Annotated in this window: 11 protein-coding genes and 1 pseudogene; 8 read left to right on the top strand and 4 right to left on the bottom strand. The window is 70.6% G+C overall.

All coding sequences use genetic code 11. The features are described from left to right. Positions 1–48: 48 nt before the first annotated feature. The 8 genes and pseudogenes from ACFCY1_RS12020 to ACFCY1_RS11985 all read left to right on the top strand — a co-directional run bounded on the left by ACFCY1_RS12020 (position 49) and on the right by ACFCY1_RS11985 (position 8,709). Complete coding sequence (locus ACFCY1_RS12020; RefSeq protein ID WP_375874401.1) at positions 49–471, top strand: hypothetical protein; 423 nt, start codon at positions 49–51, stop codon at positions 469–471. Beyond that, a complete protein-coding gene (locus ACFCY1_RS12015; protein WP_375874400.1) occupies positions 471–2,108 on the top strand; it encodes a hypothetical protein in 1,638 nt (545 codons plus the stop codon). The genes ACFCY1_RS12020 and ACFCY1_RS12015 overlap by 1 nt, the downstream gene beginning before the upstream one ends. Next, positions 2,105–2,505, top strand: a pseudogene (locus ACFCY1_RS12010) (ATP-binding cassette domain-containing protein); the annotation flags it as partial. The gene ACFCY1_RS12015 and the pseudogene ACFCY1_RS12010, both read left to right, overlap by 4 nt. 331 nt (positions 2,506–2,836) lie before the next feature. Further along, positions 2,837–3,838, top strand: coding sequence for an ABC transporter ATP-binding protein (locus tag ACFCY1_RS12005; protein WP_375874399.1), 1,002 nt, complete (start codon positions 2,837–2,839; stop codon positions 3,836–3,838). After that, on the top strand, positions 3,832–4,563 hold the full coding sequence (locus tag ACFCY1_RS12000) for an ABC transporter permease subunit (RefSeq protein ID WP_375874445.1): 732 nt from the start codon (positions 3,832–3,834) through the stop codon (positions 4,561–4,563). Before ACFCY1_RS12005 ends, ACFCY1_RS12000 begins: the two co-directional genes overlap by 7 nt. A gap of 1,251 nt (positions 4,564–5,814) precedes the next feature. Further along, positions 5,815–6,702, top strand: coding sequence for an ABC-three component system protein (locus tag ACFCY1_RS11995; RefSeq protein WP_375874398.1), 888 nt, complete (start codon positions 5,815–5,817; stop codon positions 6,700–6,702). Beyond that, complete coding sequence (locus ACFCY1_RS11990; protein ID WP_375874397.1) at positions 6,699–6,965, top strand: ABC-three component system middle component 6; 267 nt, start codon at positions 6,699–6,701, stop codon at positions 6,963–6,965. Before ACFCY1_RS11995 ends, ACFCY1_RS11990 begins: the two co-directional genes overlap by 4 nt. Then, complete coding sequence (locus ACFCY1_RS11985; protein WP_375874396.1) at positions 6,943–8,709, top strand: ABC-three component system protein; 1,767 nt, start codon at positions 6,943–6,945, stop codon at positions 8,707–8,709. Before ACFCY1_RS11990 ends, ACFCY1_RS11985 begins: the two co-directional genes overlap by 23 nt. A gap of 1,883 nt (positions 8,710–10,592) precedes the next feature. Here ACFCY1_RS11985 and ACFCY1_RS11980 read toward each other — a convergent pair. From ACFCY1_RS11980 to csb2, 4 genes are all read right to left on the bottom strand, one after another. Then, a complete protein-coding gene (locus ACFCY1_RS11980; RefSeq protein ID WP_375874395.1) occupies positions 10,593–11,009 on the bottom strand; it encodes a hypothetical protein in 417 nt (138 codons plus the stop codon). 1,664 nt (positions 11,010–12,673) lie between these two features. Continuing rightward, positions 12,674–13,723 carry a hypothetical protein gene (locus tag ACFCY1_RS11975; protein WP_375874394.1) on the bottom strand — a complete coding sequence of 350 codons (1,050 nt, stop codon included), beginning with the start codon at positions 13,721–13,723 and terminating at the stop codon, positions 12,674–12,676. Position 13,724: 1 nt separating this feature from the next. After that, the gene (cas3u, locus tag ACFCY1_RS11970; protein ID WP_375874393.1) at positions 13,725–16,817 is read right to left on the bottom strand and encodes a type I-U CRISPR-associated helicase/endonuclease Cas3; all 3,093 of its coding nucleotides are present in this window, start codon (positions 16,815–16,817) and stop codon (positions 13,725–13,727) included. Beyond that, positions 16,814–18,286: a type I-U CRISPR-associated protein Csb2 gene (csb2, locus tag ACFCY1_RS11965; protein ID WP_375874392.1), complete on the bottom strand. Its 1,473-nt coding sequence runs from the start codon at positions 18,284–18,286 to the stop codon at positions 16,814–16,816. The genes cas3u and csb2 overlap by 4 nt, the downstream gene beginning before the upstream one ends.

Genomic DNA, 18,286 nt, shown 5'->3' with positions numbered 1-18,286 from the left:
CCCGCACGACCCCGCACGACCCCGCACGACCGAGGAGCCGACATCACCGTGGTATCGCAGATCAAGCCGACCGGTGTGGCCGTGGCCGGCCTGCTGGCCGTGGCCGCCGCCGTCCTGGCCGGGGTCCGGACGGTTTGGTACTGGACGAGCCGGCCGGACACCCTGGCCGCGGTCGACCGGGCCGACCGGGTCGTCGACGCCGCCCGGTCGACGGTGGTGCAGACCCAGGACCTGCTCAACTGGGGCTGGCTGGCGGCCGCCGTCCTGCTGCTCGCCCTCGGCGCGGTGGTCGCCCTGGCCTCCACCGGCCGCTGGCTGCTGTTCGGTTTCTCGGCCCTGGTCTGCATGCCGCTCGGGGTGGCGGGCTTCCGGCTGCCCGCCGCCGCCGGACTCAACGGGACGGCCGCCGGCTTCTGCGTCCTGGTCGTCGCGGCCAGCGCGGTCGCCCTGCTCACCGGCCGGCGGGACTGATGGACGGCCGCCGACTCGCCTGGACCGCCGGGCTGGCCCTGGTCGACGCCGACCTGCGGCGCCGGCGCAACCGCCTCCCGGGGCTGCGCACCCTCGCCCCGCCGGCCCGGGCCGTGCTCGCGCTGGCCGTCGGCGTCGGCCTGGCCACCGTCGCGGCCCTGCTCTGGGGGATCGGCTCGGCGCTCGGCCGGGTCTTCCCGGCCGGCCCCGAGGACGGCACCGTCGTGTCCGGCGCCTGCTGGTCGGTGGCGGTCGTGCTGGTCGCCGGCCACCTGCTCTCGGCGCGGCCCAACCAGGCCCGGCTGCTGCTCGATCCGCCCGACCGCGCCGTCCTGCTCTCCTGGCGGGTGCCGCAGCAGTCCGTGTTCCTGGCCCGCCTCTGGCTGCCCGCCCTGGCCGGGGCGGTCGGCTCCGTGGTGGTCGCGGGCCTGGCGGCCGGCCCCTGGCTGGCCGCCTCCCCCGCGGGCCGGGCCCTGCTGCCCGCCGTGCTCACCGCCGTCGCCGGTTCCGCGCTGGCCGGAGCGCTCGGCCACGTGGCCGCGACCGCCGCGCTGATGCTGGGCCCGCGCCGGGCCCTGCCGCTCGCCGCGCTCGGCGTCCTGCTGCCGGGGCTGTTCGCCCTCGGGCTCGTCCTCGGACCGCTCGCCGACCGCCTCCACCTGTCCGGCCGGGCCGAACCCGAGGAGTACGGGGCGGCGCTGCGCTCCGCCGTGGCCCGCCTCCGCCCGGACCTCTGGGACCGCCTGCTCGACCCCGACCGGCTCGGGACGGCCCTGCTCGGCTGGTGCTCGGCCCTGCTGCTGCTCGGCGGCCTCGCCCACCTCCTGCTGCGCCGGGCCGCCGCCCGCGGCGCGCTCCGCCCCGCCGTCCCCGGCGGGCCCGCGGCCGCCGCACACACCTCCGGCACCCTGCTCGACCGGGTGCCGCCGGTGCTGCTGCCCGCGGCCAAGGACCTGCTGGCGCTGCGCCGCCGCCCCGTCGCCAGCACCGGCGCGCTGTTCCGGACGGCCCTGGTCGGCCTCGCCCTGGCGACGCTCGGCGCGGGGGTCCGGCTCGGCCACGGCGGCGAACCGCCGTGGCGGCTCCCGCTGGGCGCCTGGAGCGTTCCGCTGGCGCTCGCCGTGTTCCTGGCGCTGTCCACCGTGGTGGCCCAGGTGGCGGGGGTCGAGGCCGAGCAGCGGTCGCTCGACCTGCTCCGCCAGGCGCCGGTGCCGTTCGGCCGGATCCTGGCCGGGAAGGTGGCCTCCTGCTGCGCCGTCGCGGCCGTACCGGTCGTACCGCTGTACCTCGGGCTGCTGCTGGTCGGCGGCGGGAGCGTGACCGCGGGCGCGCTGCTCGCCCTCCCGGTCGCGCTGCTGGCCGGAAGCTGCGCGCTGGTGGCCGCCGCCTTCCTGACCCCGGCCGCCGAGGGCTTCGCCGACGGCCGGGCCGCCCGTTCCGGCGCGACCGAGACCGTGGAGGGCCTGCTGGCCGCGGTGCTGGCCGCCCCCGCGGCGGCCGGGCCGCTACTCCGCTCGGCCACCGGCACCGGCGGGGCCGTCGAGGCCGCGGCCTGCCTGCTCGACCTGGCCCTGCTGCTGGCCGTCCTGCGGTTCGCGGCCCGAAGTGATCTCCGAATCCGGAAGGTGCGCCCGTGATCGCCGTCGAATCCGCCAGTGTCCGGTACGCCGGGCACACCGCCCTCGCCGAGGTCGGACTCACCGTCGGGGAGGGCGAGTTCGTCGCCCTGGTCGGCCACAACGGGTCGGGCAAGACCACCCTGCTGCGGCTGCTCGCCGGGCTGGAGGAACCCACCTCGGGCCGGGTCGCCGTCGCCGGCCGGCCACCGCGCTCGCCGTCCGGGCCGAGCGCGGCTACGCCCCCGCCGAACCGCCGCTCTACGACTACCTGACCGTCCGTGAGCAGCTGGTCCTGGCGGCCAGGCTGTACGGCGCCCCGGTGCGGGAGGCCCTCGCCGCGCTGGCCGGCACCGCCCTGGAGGACCGCCCGGACGCCCTCGTCCGGGAGCTCTCGCTCGGCATGCGCAAGCAGCTCGGCCTGCTCGTCGCCACCGTGCACCGGCCCCGGCTGCTCCTGCTCGACGAGCCGACCAACGGCCTCGACAGCGGCGCGGCCGGCGCGCTCCGGGCCGCCGCCGCCGACTGGCGCGACCAGGGGCGCACCGTCCTGCTCTGCACCCACGACCTCGGCTGGGCCGACGAGTTGGTGAGCCGGCTGGTCGTCCTGGACCACGGCGCCGTCCGCCACGACCTCCGGCTCGACGGCGAGACGGCCACCGCCGCGCTGCACCGCCTCGACCCGACCGGCACCCTCCTCACCACCGCCGACTCCCCGACCACCCGGCCAGCACGGAGCCCGCCACACCATGACCCCTCCCAGCGCCCCTCCCACCGCCCGGACGGCCGGCCCGGCGGTCGAGGTCCGCGGACTGCGCCGCCGCTACGGCGCCCTCACCGCCCTCGACGGCGTCGACCTGACCGTCCCTGCCGGCTCGCTGACGGCGCTGATCGGGCCCAACGGCTCCGGCAAGACCACCACCATGCGCGTCCTGCTGGGCCTGGACCGCCCCGACGCGGGCACCGGCACCGTCCTCGGGCACCCGCTGGACCGGCCCGAGCGCTACCTCCACGCGGTCGGCGCGCTGATCGAACAACCCGCGCTCTACCGGCGGCTCGACGCCCGCACCAACCTGCGGGTGCTCGCCGAACTCGGCGGCATCCCCCGCGGCCGGGTCGACGAGGTGCTGGAGCAGGTCGGCCTCACCGCCCACGCCGGCCGACCGGTGAGCGGGTACTCGCTCGGCATGCGCCAGCGGCTCGGCATCGCCGCGGCCCTGCTCCCCGAGCCCCGGCTGCTCGTCCTGGACGAGCCGATGAACGGGCTCGACCCGATCGGCATCCTCCAACTCCGGGAGCTGCTGCGGTCCCTGGCCGACTCCGGCGCCACCGTGCTGGTCTCCAGCCACCAGCTCAACGAACTGGACGCGATCTGCGACCGCTTCATCCTGATGCACCGGGGCCGGGTGCTGTTCCAGGGCGGCAGGGCGGAGCTGACCGCCTCCCGGACGGCCGTCGTCGAACTGGCCCCGGAGTCCGCCGCCGACGGCGCGGCCCTCCACGACGTGCTGAGCGGGGCCGGGTACCCCAACCGCCACGAGGACGGGCTGCTGCTGGTCGAGGCCCCCGCCGACGCGGCCGCCGAACTGAACCGGATCGCGGCGGCGGGCGGCGTGACCCTCGCCCACCTGGCCGTCCGACGGACCTCCGTGGAACAGGCCTTCCTCGCCCTGGTCACCGGCACCGGGCCCGCGCCGACCGCCCCGACCGCCCCGACCAGCCCGACCGAGAGGACGGCCGTCCCGTGCTGACCCACGTGCACCAGGCGTTCCGCAGCGAGCTGGTCAAACTGCTCCGGCCGCGGCTGCTCTGGCCGCTCCTCGGCTCCGTCGCGGCGGCCACCGCCGCGGTCGCCGCCGGCACCGCCGCCCTCCGGGACGACCCCGGCCCGGTGGACCTGCTCGGCGCCGCCCGTACCGCCACACCCCTGATCGGCCTGGTCATGATGTGCGTGGCCGCCAACGCCTTCTGCCAGGAGTACCGCGAGGGCACCTGGCGGAACCTGCTGGTCCGCCAGCCGGCCCGCGGCGCACTCGTCACCGGCAAGCTCGCCGGGCTGGCCCTCCTGTCCCTGCTGGTCGCCGCCACCGTCTGGGCCACCTGCGCGGCGACCACCACCCTGACCGCCGCACGCCACGGCTCCCCACCCCACTGGGACGGGGCCCCGTCCACCACCCTGCGCCTGCTCGCGGCAATGCCCGCCTACACGGTCCTGGGCTCCGCCGCCGGCCTGCTCCTGCGGTCGACCGCGGCAGCCCTGGGAACAGTCCTGGGGTGGACCCTGGTCGCCGAGTCCGCCCTCACCGCCCTCGCCGCCACCAAGGGCTGGGACATCTCCCCCTGGCTCCCCGCCTCCGCCGTCACCCGCCTCTCCGCCGCCCCCTCCCCCACCCTCCCCACCCTCACCACCACCGCCTGGTGCACCCTCCTCTTCACCACCGCCACCCACCACTTCACCCGCACCCCCCACCTCTGACCCACCCCCCCGGCTCCCTGAACCCCAACACCGAGGGCCGGCGCCGCAAACAGAACCACAAGCAGTTCACCAAGGTCACCAACCCGAACCCGCCCAACGACGACTCGCTGGTCATCCCCTACAGCCCCCGCCGGAATCCGCCCACCAAACCGACCACACCTTGCACGCCCTCGACGCCCCCACCTGACGAAGTCCGCCCTCGCCGAGACCATCACCAACTCGCCGCCGTCGAGACCGCCGACGACCGAAACGACCAACAGCCCGAACAGCACCAGCGCCGCAGCCGCGACACTTCGCCCAACCCGTTCACGAAACCCGCCGCCCGCGCAGCCTTCGACGCCATCGCCTGGATCCTCGACAGCACCGACCACACCGTCCTCGGCCACCCCGTCTGCCTCGCCCAGCGCCCGCACTTCCACCGGCAACTGCCCGCTTACCAGCCGACCAGAAGGACCGCCCACACCCTGGCCGATGCGGTCCGGCGACCACCAGCCGACACCACAACAGAAAGAGCCGGCACTCGGTTTCCCAAGTACCGGCTCTCACAACCGACATCACTGTCGGGACGACAGGATGTGAACCTGAGCCCCCTTGACCTCCAGTCGCCCGGCGATGGCCCTCGCTGCACGCCGGACGGTAGACAGCCCGCGCTGTTCGTTCACCGAAGGGCGCCTCAGAGGAGATGGTGAACGACGCGTGGTCCCCAACAAGTCCCCGAATCCCGCCCCCCTTCCAAGCCATCCCGGCTCGTCGAAGCAACTCGTCCGGGCCACAACATGCGACCCTTTGCTGTTGCGCTCGCTGCTGCCCTGCATGGCAGCTGCCACCTGCTCGCGGGCTCGGCGGGTACGCTCGGCCTCGACGTTTCACCCGAGTTCTGTCCAGCGGCCGCCACCCCGCGCCGGGCCGACGGAGCAGGTCCCTCACCAGCCTCCTCTAGCGATTGGCGTCCATGGCGCGGCTGCGAGCGGGGCGCTGCCGCACAGCGGTGCATGCCGGCGTCCGCGTCCCGGACGAGGCTCACTCCTTCATCGATGAGTCTCACCACTCCTGACTTTGGCCGAGTCGACGCCGTCAGCAGCACCCCTATCGGGCAGCACGTCCGCCGAGTCGCTACAAGCTCAGTGATCCATCGTCGTCGGTGGACTACCGACAGCTAGTCGTCAGAGGCTAGGCTTCCCGCCTGTACGTCAGGGGGGTGTCTTGCGGTACGAGCAACGGGCCTACGCGCACGTAAAGTTCCTTGAACTCATGGCAGAGCTGTACGAGAACGATTTCGAGGACTTCTTTCACCGGTTGATGTGCTCACGCTACCCGGACTTTCTCGATGTGCGAACCGCAGGCAGCCTGGGTGACATGTCGGCGGACGGTCTGACTCTCCACTCGAGGCGGCTGTACGCCTGCTACGCACCTCAGACTGTGAAGCCTTACAAGATTCGCGAGAAGTTCGAGGGAGACCTGGCTGGGGCCATAGCCAAGCGCAGCGGGCAGTTCGACACCTTCGTCTTCGTTCACAACGACCGGCGTGGGATACATCCGGAGGTAACCGGTCTCCTCGCAACGGCGGCCGCCGAAACCCCCACCCTGACTTTCGAACAGATGGGCGCTCGGCGACTCTGGCAAGAATGCATGAAGCTCGACCTGATGACCGCTGAAGACGTGTTGCGGTGCGAGATCCCGATCAAGGAAATGACCTTCGGTATCGGGATGGACGACTTGGAGCCGCTTTTGAAGCAGCTCCAGGACCGGCGCAGGGAACCTGACCCGCTCATTTCCCTGCCCGATGTGCCCGTCGAAAAGTTGGATTTCAACTGCATCGACGGTGAGGATCGGGAGGACCTTCTACGCGGCATGCGCCAGAGCTATCTAGTCGACGATTTCTACAATGGCACGTTGCGTGAACTGGAACACGACGAGGTGGCCGAGGGCTTCCGGGTGTACTACCAGCAAATGCGCAGGGACTGGACCGACCCAGAGGACGTTCTGTGGCAACTGCGGATGTACGTTCTTGGCAACGCGCACCCCAGGCCAAAGGTCATGCGTGCGGCGCTGGTGGTCCTCGCCCACTTCTTCGAGCGGTGTGACATCTTCGAGGCGCCACCAGCCGGCTGGCAGCCAGGTTTGGAGCGGTCCGCGTGATCACTCCGACGAAGGGCATTGCCCCGGACCGATGCCTGCTGGCAGTCGGAGCCCAGATCCTCCTTCAGCTGGACGAGCCACGGACCATCAGCCAGGCCTGGTCGCGACTCAAAGGCTGGCGCGCCAATCACGCGCACGTCTCACCGGTATCGTTCGGCTGGTTCGTGCTGGCCCTCGATGTGCTCTACGCCATGGGTGCCGTGGAGCTCGTCCAGGATGTCCTCATTGCTAGGAGTGCGGATGCTGCGCCGTCTGAGCGCTGACGATTCCCGATTCAAGACCGTGACCTTCACACCGGGCTTGAACCTGTTGGTGGCGGACAAAACGGCTTCGTCAGCTGACACGGACAGCCGCAACAGTGCGGGCAAGTCCAGCGTCATCGAGCTCATCCACTTCCTCCTTGGCGCTCGAGCCAGCAACAAGGTGCTGGCTCTGAACAAGGCCCTGCGCGGCATCACCTTCGGCCTCGAGATGGACTGGCCCGAACTGGAGCAGCCGCTGGAAGTGCGCCGGAGCGGAGCCCGGCACAAGGTCATCACCTTGAGCCAGGACGTCGTCGGTCTGCCTGCCGAAGGCCTCTTCCCCCATGAGGGTGCAGTAGAGCTGTCAGTGGAACAATGGACTGGCGCGATCGAACGAGATCTCTTCGGCCTCCGCGGGGACCATCCCGGCGTCAGCGGGCGCACCCTGCTGTCCTTCCTGGCCCGCCGCGCTTCGTCGCACGCCTTCAACGAGCCCACCCGCACGTTCTCCCAACAGTCCGCGTCTGAGGCGTCAACCAACCTCGCCTACCTGCTGGGATTGGACTGGCAGCTCGTCGATGGCTATCGGGAGCTCGCTGCCCGCAAAGCCACCCGGAGCCAGCTCCAGAAGGCCGTCAACGACCCCGTATGGGGACGCATCGTCGGATCCACCGCAGATCTTCGCGGGCAGATCACGCTGGCTGAGGCGCAAGTGGAACGGTTGCGCAACCAGGTCGCCGCTTTCCAGGTTGTTCCCGAATACGAACGACTCAAAGACCGCGCAGACCAGGTCAGCCGCCGGATCAAGCAGCTGACCCAGGAAGACGTGATCGACCAGCACAACCTGGAGGAACTTCAGGCTGCAGTCACCGAGACGACGGATGTCGACGTTGACTATCTGGAGCCGGCCTACAACGAGCTCGGTGTCATCCTCAACGACCAGGTGCGACGTCGGTTCGAGGATGTCAAAGCCTTCCACCACTCCATCGTCCGCAACCGTCGGCGCTTCCTCGAAGATGAGGTCAACGAGCTCACCGAACGTCTCAACGCTCGGCGGGCTGAGCGCGCGCGTCTGGGCGACGACCAGGCTCGCCTCCTCCGCGAACTGGCCGACGGTGGGGCGCTGGGAGCCCTGACAGCCCTGCAGACCGCCCTGGGACGGGAGGAGGCAGCGCTCGGCGCTCTTCGCCACCGCTTCGAGGCAGCCCAGACCCTGGAGGCAAGCGCCCGGCAGATCACGGCCAAAAGCGTGGAGCTGCAACAGGCAGTCGATACCGACCTGCAGGAGCGCCAGGAGCAGACCAACGAAGCGATTCTCCTCTTCTCTCGGTACGCACAACGCCTTTACGGAGAAGGCCGCGAAGCGTACCTCGCCATACAGGCAGGGCGTAGTAGCCTCACCATCACCCCCCGCATCGACAGTGACGACAGTCGCGGCATCGCCAGCATGGTCATCTTCTGTTTCGACCTCACCCTGGCCGTGCTGGCCCACCGCTACGGCCGCGGGCCCGACTTCCTCATCCACGACAGCCACCTCTATGACGGCGTAGACGAGCGCCAGATCGCAAGAGCACTGACCCTCGCCGCCGAGGTAGCCGAGGAGGAGCGAATGCAGTACATCGTCACCATCAATACCGACAACCTCAGCGTCGCTGCTCGACGCGGATTCGATCCAGAGCCATACATCCGCAGCCCCCGACTCACCGACGAACACGAAACCGGCGGCCTCTTCGGCTTCCGGTTCAAGACCGCGACCAAGCCATAGGAGTGCCGCAGCTCTTCAGGTCATTGAGGTTCGGAAGCCAGCCAGACGTGCGGACGGTGCCGCACGGGGACGGTGTCGAGCGTCGCCCCAACAGAAAGGCGGACTCGCCGGTGCGAGGGGGAGCCCTGCGATGGTGCCCCATCGGGATGGCGGGGAGCAGCAGGCGGTCAAGAGGCCTGTCCAGCGGCGCCGGAACCGTGCTGCGATAGTGCCGCACCAAGATGGTGCAGAGCGGCAGGTTGCTGGTGACGACGGTGGGCCGGCCGGTGTCGCTGCGATGGCGTCTCACGGGGTCGATGCGGAGTGACGGTTGAGGTGAGGAGACACCCGAATGGCACGGCCCGGATTGCGGTGGTACCGCGCCCAGGACGGCGCGGAGGGATAGTTGTCGTTCCCAGCGGCACGAACGTGCCGGCCTGACTGCGATGGTGCCGCACCGGGGTGATGCGGAGCCACTACGAGGTCGCGCACTGCTTGTCGCCGAGCACCGCAGTGCGATGGTGCCGCACCGGGAGGGTACGGAGAGGCTGTCCAGTGGCTACACCTAACGGATCTAGGTGACGAGCTGCGATGGTGTCGCACCAGCAAGGTGCGGAGGGACATTGCCGTCCTGGCGGTTCGCTGCTTCCAGCACTGGATGCTGCGATGGTGCCGCATCGGGATGGTGCGGAGGAACGCCGGGATGCTCGCCGTCACCCCGCTAATGCTGTCGCTGCGATGATGCCGCACCGAGGTGGTGCGGAGGGACCAGCCCAGGCCAGGTTGAACAGTTCCTCGACCGTGTGCTGCGATGGTGCCGCACCGGGACGACGTGGAGTGACGAACTCCGGAGCGTCGCCGGTCGGTCGAGCCAGGCGCTGCGATGGTGCCGCGCCAGGGACGGTGCGGACAGAGCACTGATCGGGTCGACGCAGAAGATGGGCACCGGAACGCTGTCATGGTGCCGCACCGGGAAGGTGCGGAGTTTAGCGGTCATCCTGCAGGTGCTCCCGCTCAGCAATGGCGCGCTGCGATGGTGCCGCACCGGCGAGGTGCGAGGAGCCTGGACATGGCCTACGCAGCCGTGCACCACGACTAGCCTGCGATGCTGCCGCACCGGGGATGCGGAGTGACGGTCGGCCGGAGGTTCGACGAACAGCGAGCTTTCGAAGCTGCGATGGTGCCGCACCAGGGTGGTGCGGAGCGACACGCGACCGACGCGCCAAGCTTCCGGGTCGCCTTCGCGCTGCGATGGAGCCGCACCAAGGTGGTGCGGAGCGACCGGGTCGTCGCCGGACGCCGGACGCTGATTTACAAGCTGCGATGGTGCCGCACTGGGATAGTGCGGAGAGCAACACCCGTACCCCCAGTCAATACCTGGTTGGGCGCATGGCACTGCGATGGTGCCGCACCAGGGCAGTGCAGAACGGCTTCCCCCAGGAGCACGTGTACCTGATCCCGCGCGACGAGCTGCGATGGTGCCTCACCGGGACGATGCGGAGCGACCATAGTCCTGGAGGGATACGGCCCGACCCTGCGTGCGCCTGCAATGGGGCCTCACCGAGATGGTGCGGAGGGAGAGGGACTTCCGCGCGGTGAGGTAGTCCCCGAACCGGGTGCTGCGATGGTGCCGCACCGACAAGGTACGGAGGAATCGGCCAGGAAGAACTGATCGTCACCGGGCTAGGCAAACTGGGATAGTGCCGCACCATGATGGTGCGGCGAGACTCGGTGAGCTTCTCGGCGTTGAGGCCGGCATCCTTGCTGCGAGAGTGCCGCACCTCGGTGTCGCAGAGCCGCAGGTAATCATGCTGTTCGGTACCAAGCCCCGGGTGTGGCCGCGATAGAGTCGCGTCGACGTGGTGCCGAGACGCCATCAGGTCCACCGATCCTGAGATCGGACGTCACCGCGACTGCAATGCTGCTGCACCAGGATGGTGCGGAGCGACCGGCGAGTGGGTATTCCTGGACCTGCCCTTGCCGATTCTGCGATGCTGCCGCACCCGGATGGTGTGCAGCGGCTCGACAGTCGACACCATCGGCTGTGCCTGGAAGTTGCTGCGATGGTGCCGCACCGGAAGTTGTGCAGAGCGACGCGGTGGTGGTTCCGTTGACCACGCCGGCCCACGCGATGCTGCGGTGGTACCGCACGGCGATGGTGCGGAGCGTTGCAACGTCTCGACCGTCTCGGACGCCAGGCCCTCGTAGCTGTGATAGTGCCGCACCGCGATGGTGCGGAAGAGCATCCAGCCCTCGGTGCCTTCGTCGGCCATGGTGATGCTGCGATGGTGTCGCAGCCGGTTGGTGCGGAGAAACCACAAGACCGACTCCGGTAGGCACCGGGAAGTAGAGCTGCGATGGAGCTGCACCAGCGAGGCGCAGAGGGACGCCGAGGGGTCGGCGGTGCCGGCGGTTGACGTGCCAGCTGAGATTCAGCCTCCCCCGGGATGGTGCGGAGCAACGGGGCCCCAGCCATCCTGGGACTTGGCGAGATAATCGCCGCTGCGATGGTGCCTCACCAGCAAGATGTGGAGGGACGTGCCAGCGTCCAAGCCCATGAGCGCATGGTCCGCGCTGCGATAGTGTCGCACCGAGACGGGTGCGGAGCAACTGTGAGCGAGATCGCTCACGTCCTCCACGTCCACAAGCTGCGATGGCGCCGCACCAGAAGGACACGGCGGGACGGCGTACAGGACGCGGCTACGTAGGGAGCTATGGCGCTGCGATGGTGCCACACCTGGCGGTTGCAGAGTAATCCCAACCCTTCGGTGGACAGCGGGGCAGCCAGAACTAATGGGCTGCAACGGTGCCGCAGCGGGATGGTGCGGAGCAACGGCGTCGCCAACCACTGGTCGGCGTGGGCGATCGAGGACCTGCAATGGTGCCGCACCCAGATGGTGCGGAGCGACGAGGGCGGCCGACTACCTAGAGGATTATCCGGCCTGGCTGCGATGGTGCCGCACCGGGATGGTGCGGAGGCGCGCGGCGTGGCGCCCGGCCATGGTCCAAGCGGTGGAGCTGCGATGGAGTCGCACCGTGTGGCGCTCGCCGTTCTCCAGGCGCTCGGTCGGGCTGCGATGGTGCCGCACCGGCGGGGTGCGGAGGAGCGAGCGCGTAGGAGTTGCGCATTCGGGTGCCGTCGAAGCTGCGATGGTGCCGCACCGGTGAGGTGCGGAGGAACGTCTATCAGCAGGTAGTAACAGGAGTCGGAGCTGTTGCTGCGATGGGGCGGTACCGAGACGGTGCGGAGGGCCCGTGGCACAGGAGCCGAAGTACTACATGACCGTCGAGCTGTGATGGTGCCTCACCGGGATGGTGACGAAGGGCGGCGATCACCCTAGTTGACGTGGACGAGTGCGCCATACTGCGATGGTGTCGCACCAGGACGTGGGCAGTGGCATCCGTCTGACGGTGGACGAGGTGGGCGACGATCCAGCGCCGTGATGATGCCGCACCATGGAGGCATGGAGCACAAGCACCGAGACGACGGCCACCGGCGCCAACATCCAGCTGCGATGCTGCCGCACCCGTGAGCCCGTGAGGTGCGGAGGAACTCGTCGTCTTCCACGACCTGGTGCTGCTGGTCGAGGTGCTGCGATGGCGCCGCACCACGGTGGTGCGGAGAAACAGCGGAAGCGGATCCCACGCGCACCACTTCACTGCGGCTGCGATGGAGCCGCACTGAAGTGGTGCGGAGAAACGTGCTCGGCGAGGGCGTCCTTGAACGCCTCGACGGAGCTGCGATGGAGCCGCACCGAAGTGGTGCGGAGAAACGCTATCTGACCTGCTGGTTTATTCGGTGAATGGTCTGTGTGCCGAATGGCGGCGGTGATTTTTCGGGCTATCTAGAACATTTTGCTTCGGTGTGGGCCGGGGGTGCGTGGCGTCCTTGTGGTTCCGAAGTTGGGGCGGTCTGTGACCTCGGTGGGGTTGGCGTTGTGGAGTTGTCAAGGTTCGGGTACTTGCGGGTGATCAACGGTGGGGTTCAGGGCCAGAGGGGGCGGCCCGCGCCGAGGGGGCTGGCGTACTTCGAGGTGCCTGTTCGGGGGGCGGCGTAGAGGGCGGTGACGCCGAGGTCGGTCAGCATTCTGCCATTGCGGGGTGTGGCGGGTTCGGGGGCTCGGACGGCGGGGTGTTCGAGCAGGACGGTGACGGCGGTGGTGGTCAGGGGTGGTGTCCATGCTGGCCAGCGCAGCGCGCCGCCCTCGGCGATGTCCCAGCTGGTGGCGGCTTCGGTTCGGCCGATGGCGGTGAGGCGGAAGGCGCCGAGGGCGTGGAGGGCGAGCCAGGTGGGGCCGGGGGCGCCGCGCTGGTAGGCCTCGCCCTCGGGGTTGGTGTGGGCGTCGCCGAGGGCGCGGTGGTCCAGGTTGGCCGGTGCGTATTCGGGGATACGGCGCCAGCCGGTCAGGGCGGACCGGATCTGCAAGGGATCCTGGTGGCATCCTTCGACGGCTTTCTGCATCACGATGGCCAGGGTCATGCGTCCGCTGGTGGCGATCAGCGGGGTGGTGCGGGTGCGGCGTACCACCGTGTTCCCGGAGCCCCCAGTTTTGCTGTCGGGCGTGAACTCCTGGAAGCACATGCTGTTGGTGAGCGCGGCGAGCCAGCGGGCGAGGTGGTTGCCGTCTTCTCTTTCGGCTCGGGCGAGTTGGCGCAGGAGGTCGTGGTTGGCGTCGAGAAGCATCCGTAGGGCGTCGTTGCGGGCGGTGGGGTCGTCGTCCCGGGGGATGGTCAGCAGGCCTGGGGCGTGCGGGAGCGGGTCGACAGCGGCTGCCGGGTTCTCGGGTTCCTCCCCGTTGACCTTCTTCTTGCTCCGTTGGGCGGGCTTGGGCGGGAGATGGCTGGTGAGAAGCTCGGTGAGGGTGTCGAGGGTGAGGGGATGGGCGGTGCTGAGGACGGCTGCTCCGGCCGGGCCCTTCCAGTGGAGGCGGGGCTTTGCGGGCAGGACGGCGGTGGTGAGTTCGAGGACGCCCAGGGCGGCGAGGAAGCCGAGCGGGTCGTCGGAGCGGAGCGCGGGGAGTTCGAGCTGGTGCACGTCAGTTGCCTTCTTCGGAGCAGGCGATGTCGGCGAGGCGCAGGATCGTCTCGAGGAGGGCCAGGCCCCAGAAGCCGTAACGCCGGTTCAGCGCGTCGAAGCGGTCCGGGCCGTTCCAGTCGGTGCCGATCACGATGCTGGAGACGGTGACGGTGGTGTCGTCGGGCATGGTGCACTCGACGAGGACCGGCTCGGGGTCGGCGAACGCGGGCAGCATCGGGCGGGCGTAGCCGTGGTGGGCGGCGACAAGGTGGGTGACGAGGTCGTGGTCGAGGCCTCGGGCGACTGTGGGGTTGGTGGCGAGCCAGGTGTGGACGGCGGCGGCGCTGAGGGCTTCGTGGCGCAGGTCCTTGGGCCAGTTGGCCAGGCGGGCGGCGCGTCGGCGGGCGGTGCGGTCGGTGGGATCCATGCCGGACTTGGCGAGGGGTTCGGGCAGGGATTCGGCGAGCAAGCGGTCACCGGAGCAGAGCATGCACTGGAACCGCGGGTGGTCCTTGCCGCAGTCGTGGGCCTGGGCCGCCAGCACGATGGCGTCGACCAGGTCGTCGGGCAGTCCGACGGCGCGGGCGAAGTCGCGGGCGCGTTCGCCGACGGTCTGGTGGTGGTGCTTGAGGGTGACGGGGCGGGTGAGGCTGCTGCTGTCCGGGTCCTCGTCGTCGACGGTGATCCGGTAGTGGCCGGCGTCGGTGATCCGGGGCGGGACGAGGGTGATCCGGCCCGGACCACCGTGATCGATCAGCACCACCCCGACGGCAGCCGCTCGTCCGGTGCGCCACTCGGCGACCTGCAGCAGGGGCTCCAGACGCCGGCGCAGTACCGGGGTGTGTCGGGCGGGGCCGTCTGCCGGGCTGTCGGTGGGCAGGGCGGCGAGCAGCCGGGTGATCGCGGCGTGGACCGCGTCGGTCGTGCTCAAGGCGTCCGGGTCGTCGGGGTCTGCGGTGAGGTCGGTGTGGGCCTGCTTGATGATCGGGGTGAACTGTTCGGGGTCGCTGCCGGTGGTGCTGGCCAGGACGGCCGGGTCGAGGCGTAGCGGGGTGCGGGTGTTGTCGGTGGGGTGGTCGCCGAGGTCGGGGACGGGGGTGTCGGGGCCTGCGGTCCAGCCGTAGGCGTCGTGGCCGCCAGCGGTGGTGGGCAGGACGAGGGTGGCGCCGGGCTTCAGGTCTTGGATGAGGCGCGGGGTAGTCCAGGTGCCGTCGGTCTCGCGTTGGAGGACCGTGGTGCGAAGGCGGGTGGGTGGGTTGCGGGGTTCGGGTGTGGTGTCGGCGTCGGGGCCTTCGAGGTCACTGGTGTCGGGGGTCGCGCGGGGTTGAGTGAGGAAGCGGCGCACCGCAGCGAGGGGCAGGGCGAGGGTTTCGCCAGGGTGGACGGGGGTGGTGCGGATGTGTTCGGCCAGGGTCTCGGGGTCGGTGGTGTCGGTGGGCAGGTCGGCGCGCCACAGGAGTTGGACTTCGGGCTGGCCGGTGTCGAGGCCGTGAAGGAAGGGGGCGGGGGATTCGTCGGGGACGGGGATGGGGCTGGTGCGGGCGAAGGCGCCCAGGCGCGTCTGCTCGACCGGGGGGATGTGTTCGCCGGCGCGGGTGAGCGGTGTGGTGTCGGTGCCGTCGAGAAGTTGGGGCAGGGTAACGGGGTTGAGGACCAGGCCGTCCAGGAGATGGGGGGTCAGCTCGGCAGGGTCCTGGGTGTCGTGGGTGGGGGTGTGCTGGGTGAGCCACTGCCAGGTGTGGGCGGCGGCCGGGCCGTAGACGGGGATGCGGTCGGGGTCCTCGGGTTTGTGGGCGCGGACGAGGATCGCGGGCACGGGTCCGAGTTCGCCGCGGCGGTCGAGGCGCCCGAGGCGCTGGAGGATGGAGGCCCAGTCGCCGCATTCGCTGACCATCGCCCCGAAGGTGCAGTCGATCCCCACTTCGAGGGTCTGGGTGCTGACCACGACGAGGGGGCGTTCACGGTCCCGGCTGACACCGTCGAGGAGTTCGGCCAGCGGGCCGGTGACAAGCAGGTCGCGCTCCGCGGGCCGGCAGCGGCCGGTCAGCAGCAGCACGTCCACGTCGGTGCGCCGGGCCAGCGCTTCGTGGGCGGCGCGGGCGTGGCTGATGGTGTTGGCGATCAACGCGACCGCGGGCAGCCCCAGGACAGGCAGAACGGCGTCCAGCGCGGTCTCGGCCGCGAGGGCGAACGCCTCTGCGGGCTTCTTCGACCAGCCGCCGGCGTCCAGCAGCGTCACGTGGCGCTCGGCCGCGATCCGCCGCCCGGCGATCGGATGGGCGCAGTCGTCTTCACCGATGCCCAGGCGGGGCCGGCCGCCGGTGGCGCTGGTCGCCGACAGGCTCACCACCCGAAGCGCCCGCGCCGCCAACTCCCCTCGCACCGCCGTCTGCTGGTAGAGCGCGGTGTCGGCGGCGGTCGCCAGCAGAGCCTTCGACAGATGGGCCTCATCCAGAGCGAGGAGAGCGTCGTGCCCTGTCAGGGCGGCGTCGATCGGGGCGCGCTGCGGGGAGGTGTGGTAGCCGCGGAACAGCAGGCGGCTGCCGTACTGGTCCACGGTCGACGTCACCACCAGCGGCTGGGCCGGGCTGCGCACCCAGTTCGACTCCCAGCGGGTGCCGCCACGCATCCGCACCACCTCCAGCGGCAACTCGCCGCCGCCGAGGTCACGCAGCGCGGCGGCGACCTTCGCCCGCACCGAACCGGCCGGCGCCTCGGCGAGCGCCGCGGCCAGCTCCGTGGAGTGCTGGTGGGCCTGGTCGACCACCAAGCGCCGGTCAACGCAGAAAAACAGCCGCAGCGGCACCGTCCGGTACTCGCGGCCCAGTTCCTGGTGCCGGTGGTGAGAGTGCTGCTGGGCGAGGAGGAAGAGCCAGATGTCGATGAACGTCGTCTTGCCCAGCGCGGTGGGAACATCGAGGTCGGGCCAGTCGGCCCCCTCGGCCACGGCGTTCAGGTAGGCGCTCTGCCACGGGAACGGCGCCCAGCCCTCGCACCCGGCGCACACCGCGGTCTCGGCCCCGCCGGGGCAGTGGGTGTGGTGGTGGAGCTCCCGGAAGAAGGCAGGGAACTCGGCCGTCTCGATCACCGGCAGCCGCTCGGTGCCCGTCACTGGTCGTCCTCCTGAAAGTCGGGCTCCGGGCGGCACAGGCCCAGGCCGAAGTTCTTCTTGCTGCCCAGCACCACCGGCCCCGTCACCGGGACCGGGAAGGTCAGGCGCACATGGCAGCTCGGCAGCGGCCTCTCCCCGTCCTTGCGGCGCACCGGGAACCCGTCCACGCCCCGGGCCCCGGGCACAAGCGCGCCGCGCGGGCTCACCTGCACCTGCGTAGGTTCAGGGAGACCGGCCGCGGCGCAGCTGGCCGCGACCGAGTCCGCCCACGCGGCTTCCTCGTACTTCTTGGGGAAGCGGTCGAGGACCATCGGCAGCACCGTGGTCCACGCCGTCGATGGCCCCTGCCACGTCCCCGGCTGGACAGTCTGCGGCCACTGGTCGTGGTCGGCGGGACTGACCCGTACCAGGTCCAGCGGTTCCCCGTCCGCGAACGGGATCCACCGCAAGCCCCCGTCATTTCGAAGGAGGGCCGCGAGCAGGGCCTTGCGGTCCTGCCTGGGCATCTCGCGGGGCAGGGCGATGCCGAGTCCGCGCAGCATCCCGTCGGCGTGGTGGTGGCCGGCGAACGGCAGCGCGAGGTAGGCGACCGGCCTTGGGTCGTCCGGGCTGTTCTTGTGGCCGTGGACCGTGGTCATCGCCTCGACGTCGTGGCCCATCGCCTCCAGGGTGCCCATCACCATGCTCCGCAGCCGGCTGGTCAGCTCCAGCGTCCACCGCGGGTCCAGCGTCACGCCTGGGGCGAACGAGAACGTCAGCAGATCACCGAACGGACCCTCCGCCACTGCCGGTTCGTCCCGGTCGGTGTGGTCGGGGTCGAGGTAGTGGTGGGTGACCGCCTGGCTCCAGGACGGCCGCTGCTCCTCGAACGCCTCCTCCAGCCACGCCAGATAGCCGCGGTAGGGGATCCGGATCGGCCGCGATTCCTTCGGGTACTCCCCGCTGGCGGCAGGCCTCCAGCTCTGCCGCCACCCGTCCTTGTCACCGGGTTCGTCGGGGCCGCACCAGGCATCCAGCAGCCCGGCCCCGGTCGATCGCCCGAAGTACGGCACCCGGCGGGCCAGTTCCTTCAGCACCGGGGCGAGCTCCTCACCCGGCTCCCCAGCCCAGCTGAACACCATCCGCGTACCGGACAGCGTCTTCTGCGCCCACGCTCGCGGCACACCGCCGGCGGTGCGTCCCGGCAGCAGGCCGTGGGTCACCTTTCCCGGGTCCACGATGTTGGTCACCACCCACGCCGCGCGCGGGTGCTCCGCCTCCAAGGGCCTGGCCGGCACCGTGACCACGGGCGGATCCTGGGCCTCCAGCCAGGTCAGCGCCATCCGGTGCGCGGCATCGTCGAGGTCGGCGTGCGCGACCAGTGCGCAGAACAGGCGGGCCGGGTGGGGCGGCCACTCGGCCTGCTCGCCGTCCATGGCGGTCGCCTGGTAGAGCGGCTCCAGCAGCTCCACCGAGATGTGGAAGGGCAT

The organism is Kitasatospora sp. NPDC056273 (genome assembly GCF_042268845.1).
In the GTDB taxonomy this organism is placed as follows: Bacteria; Actinomycetota; Actinomycetes; order Streptomycetales; family Streptomycetaceae; genus Kitasatospora.
Note: the sequence above shows the minus strand (reverse complement) of the source record. Positions and strands in the feature narration are given on the sequence as shown.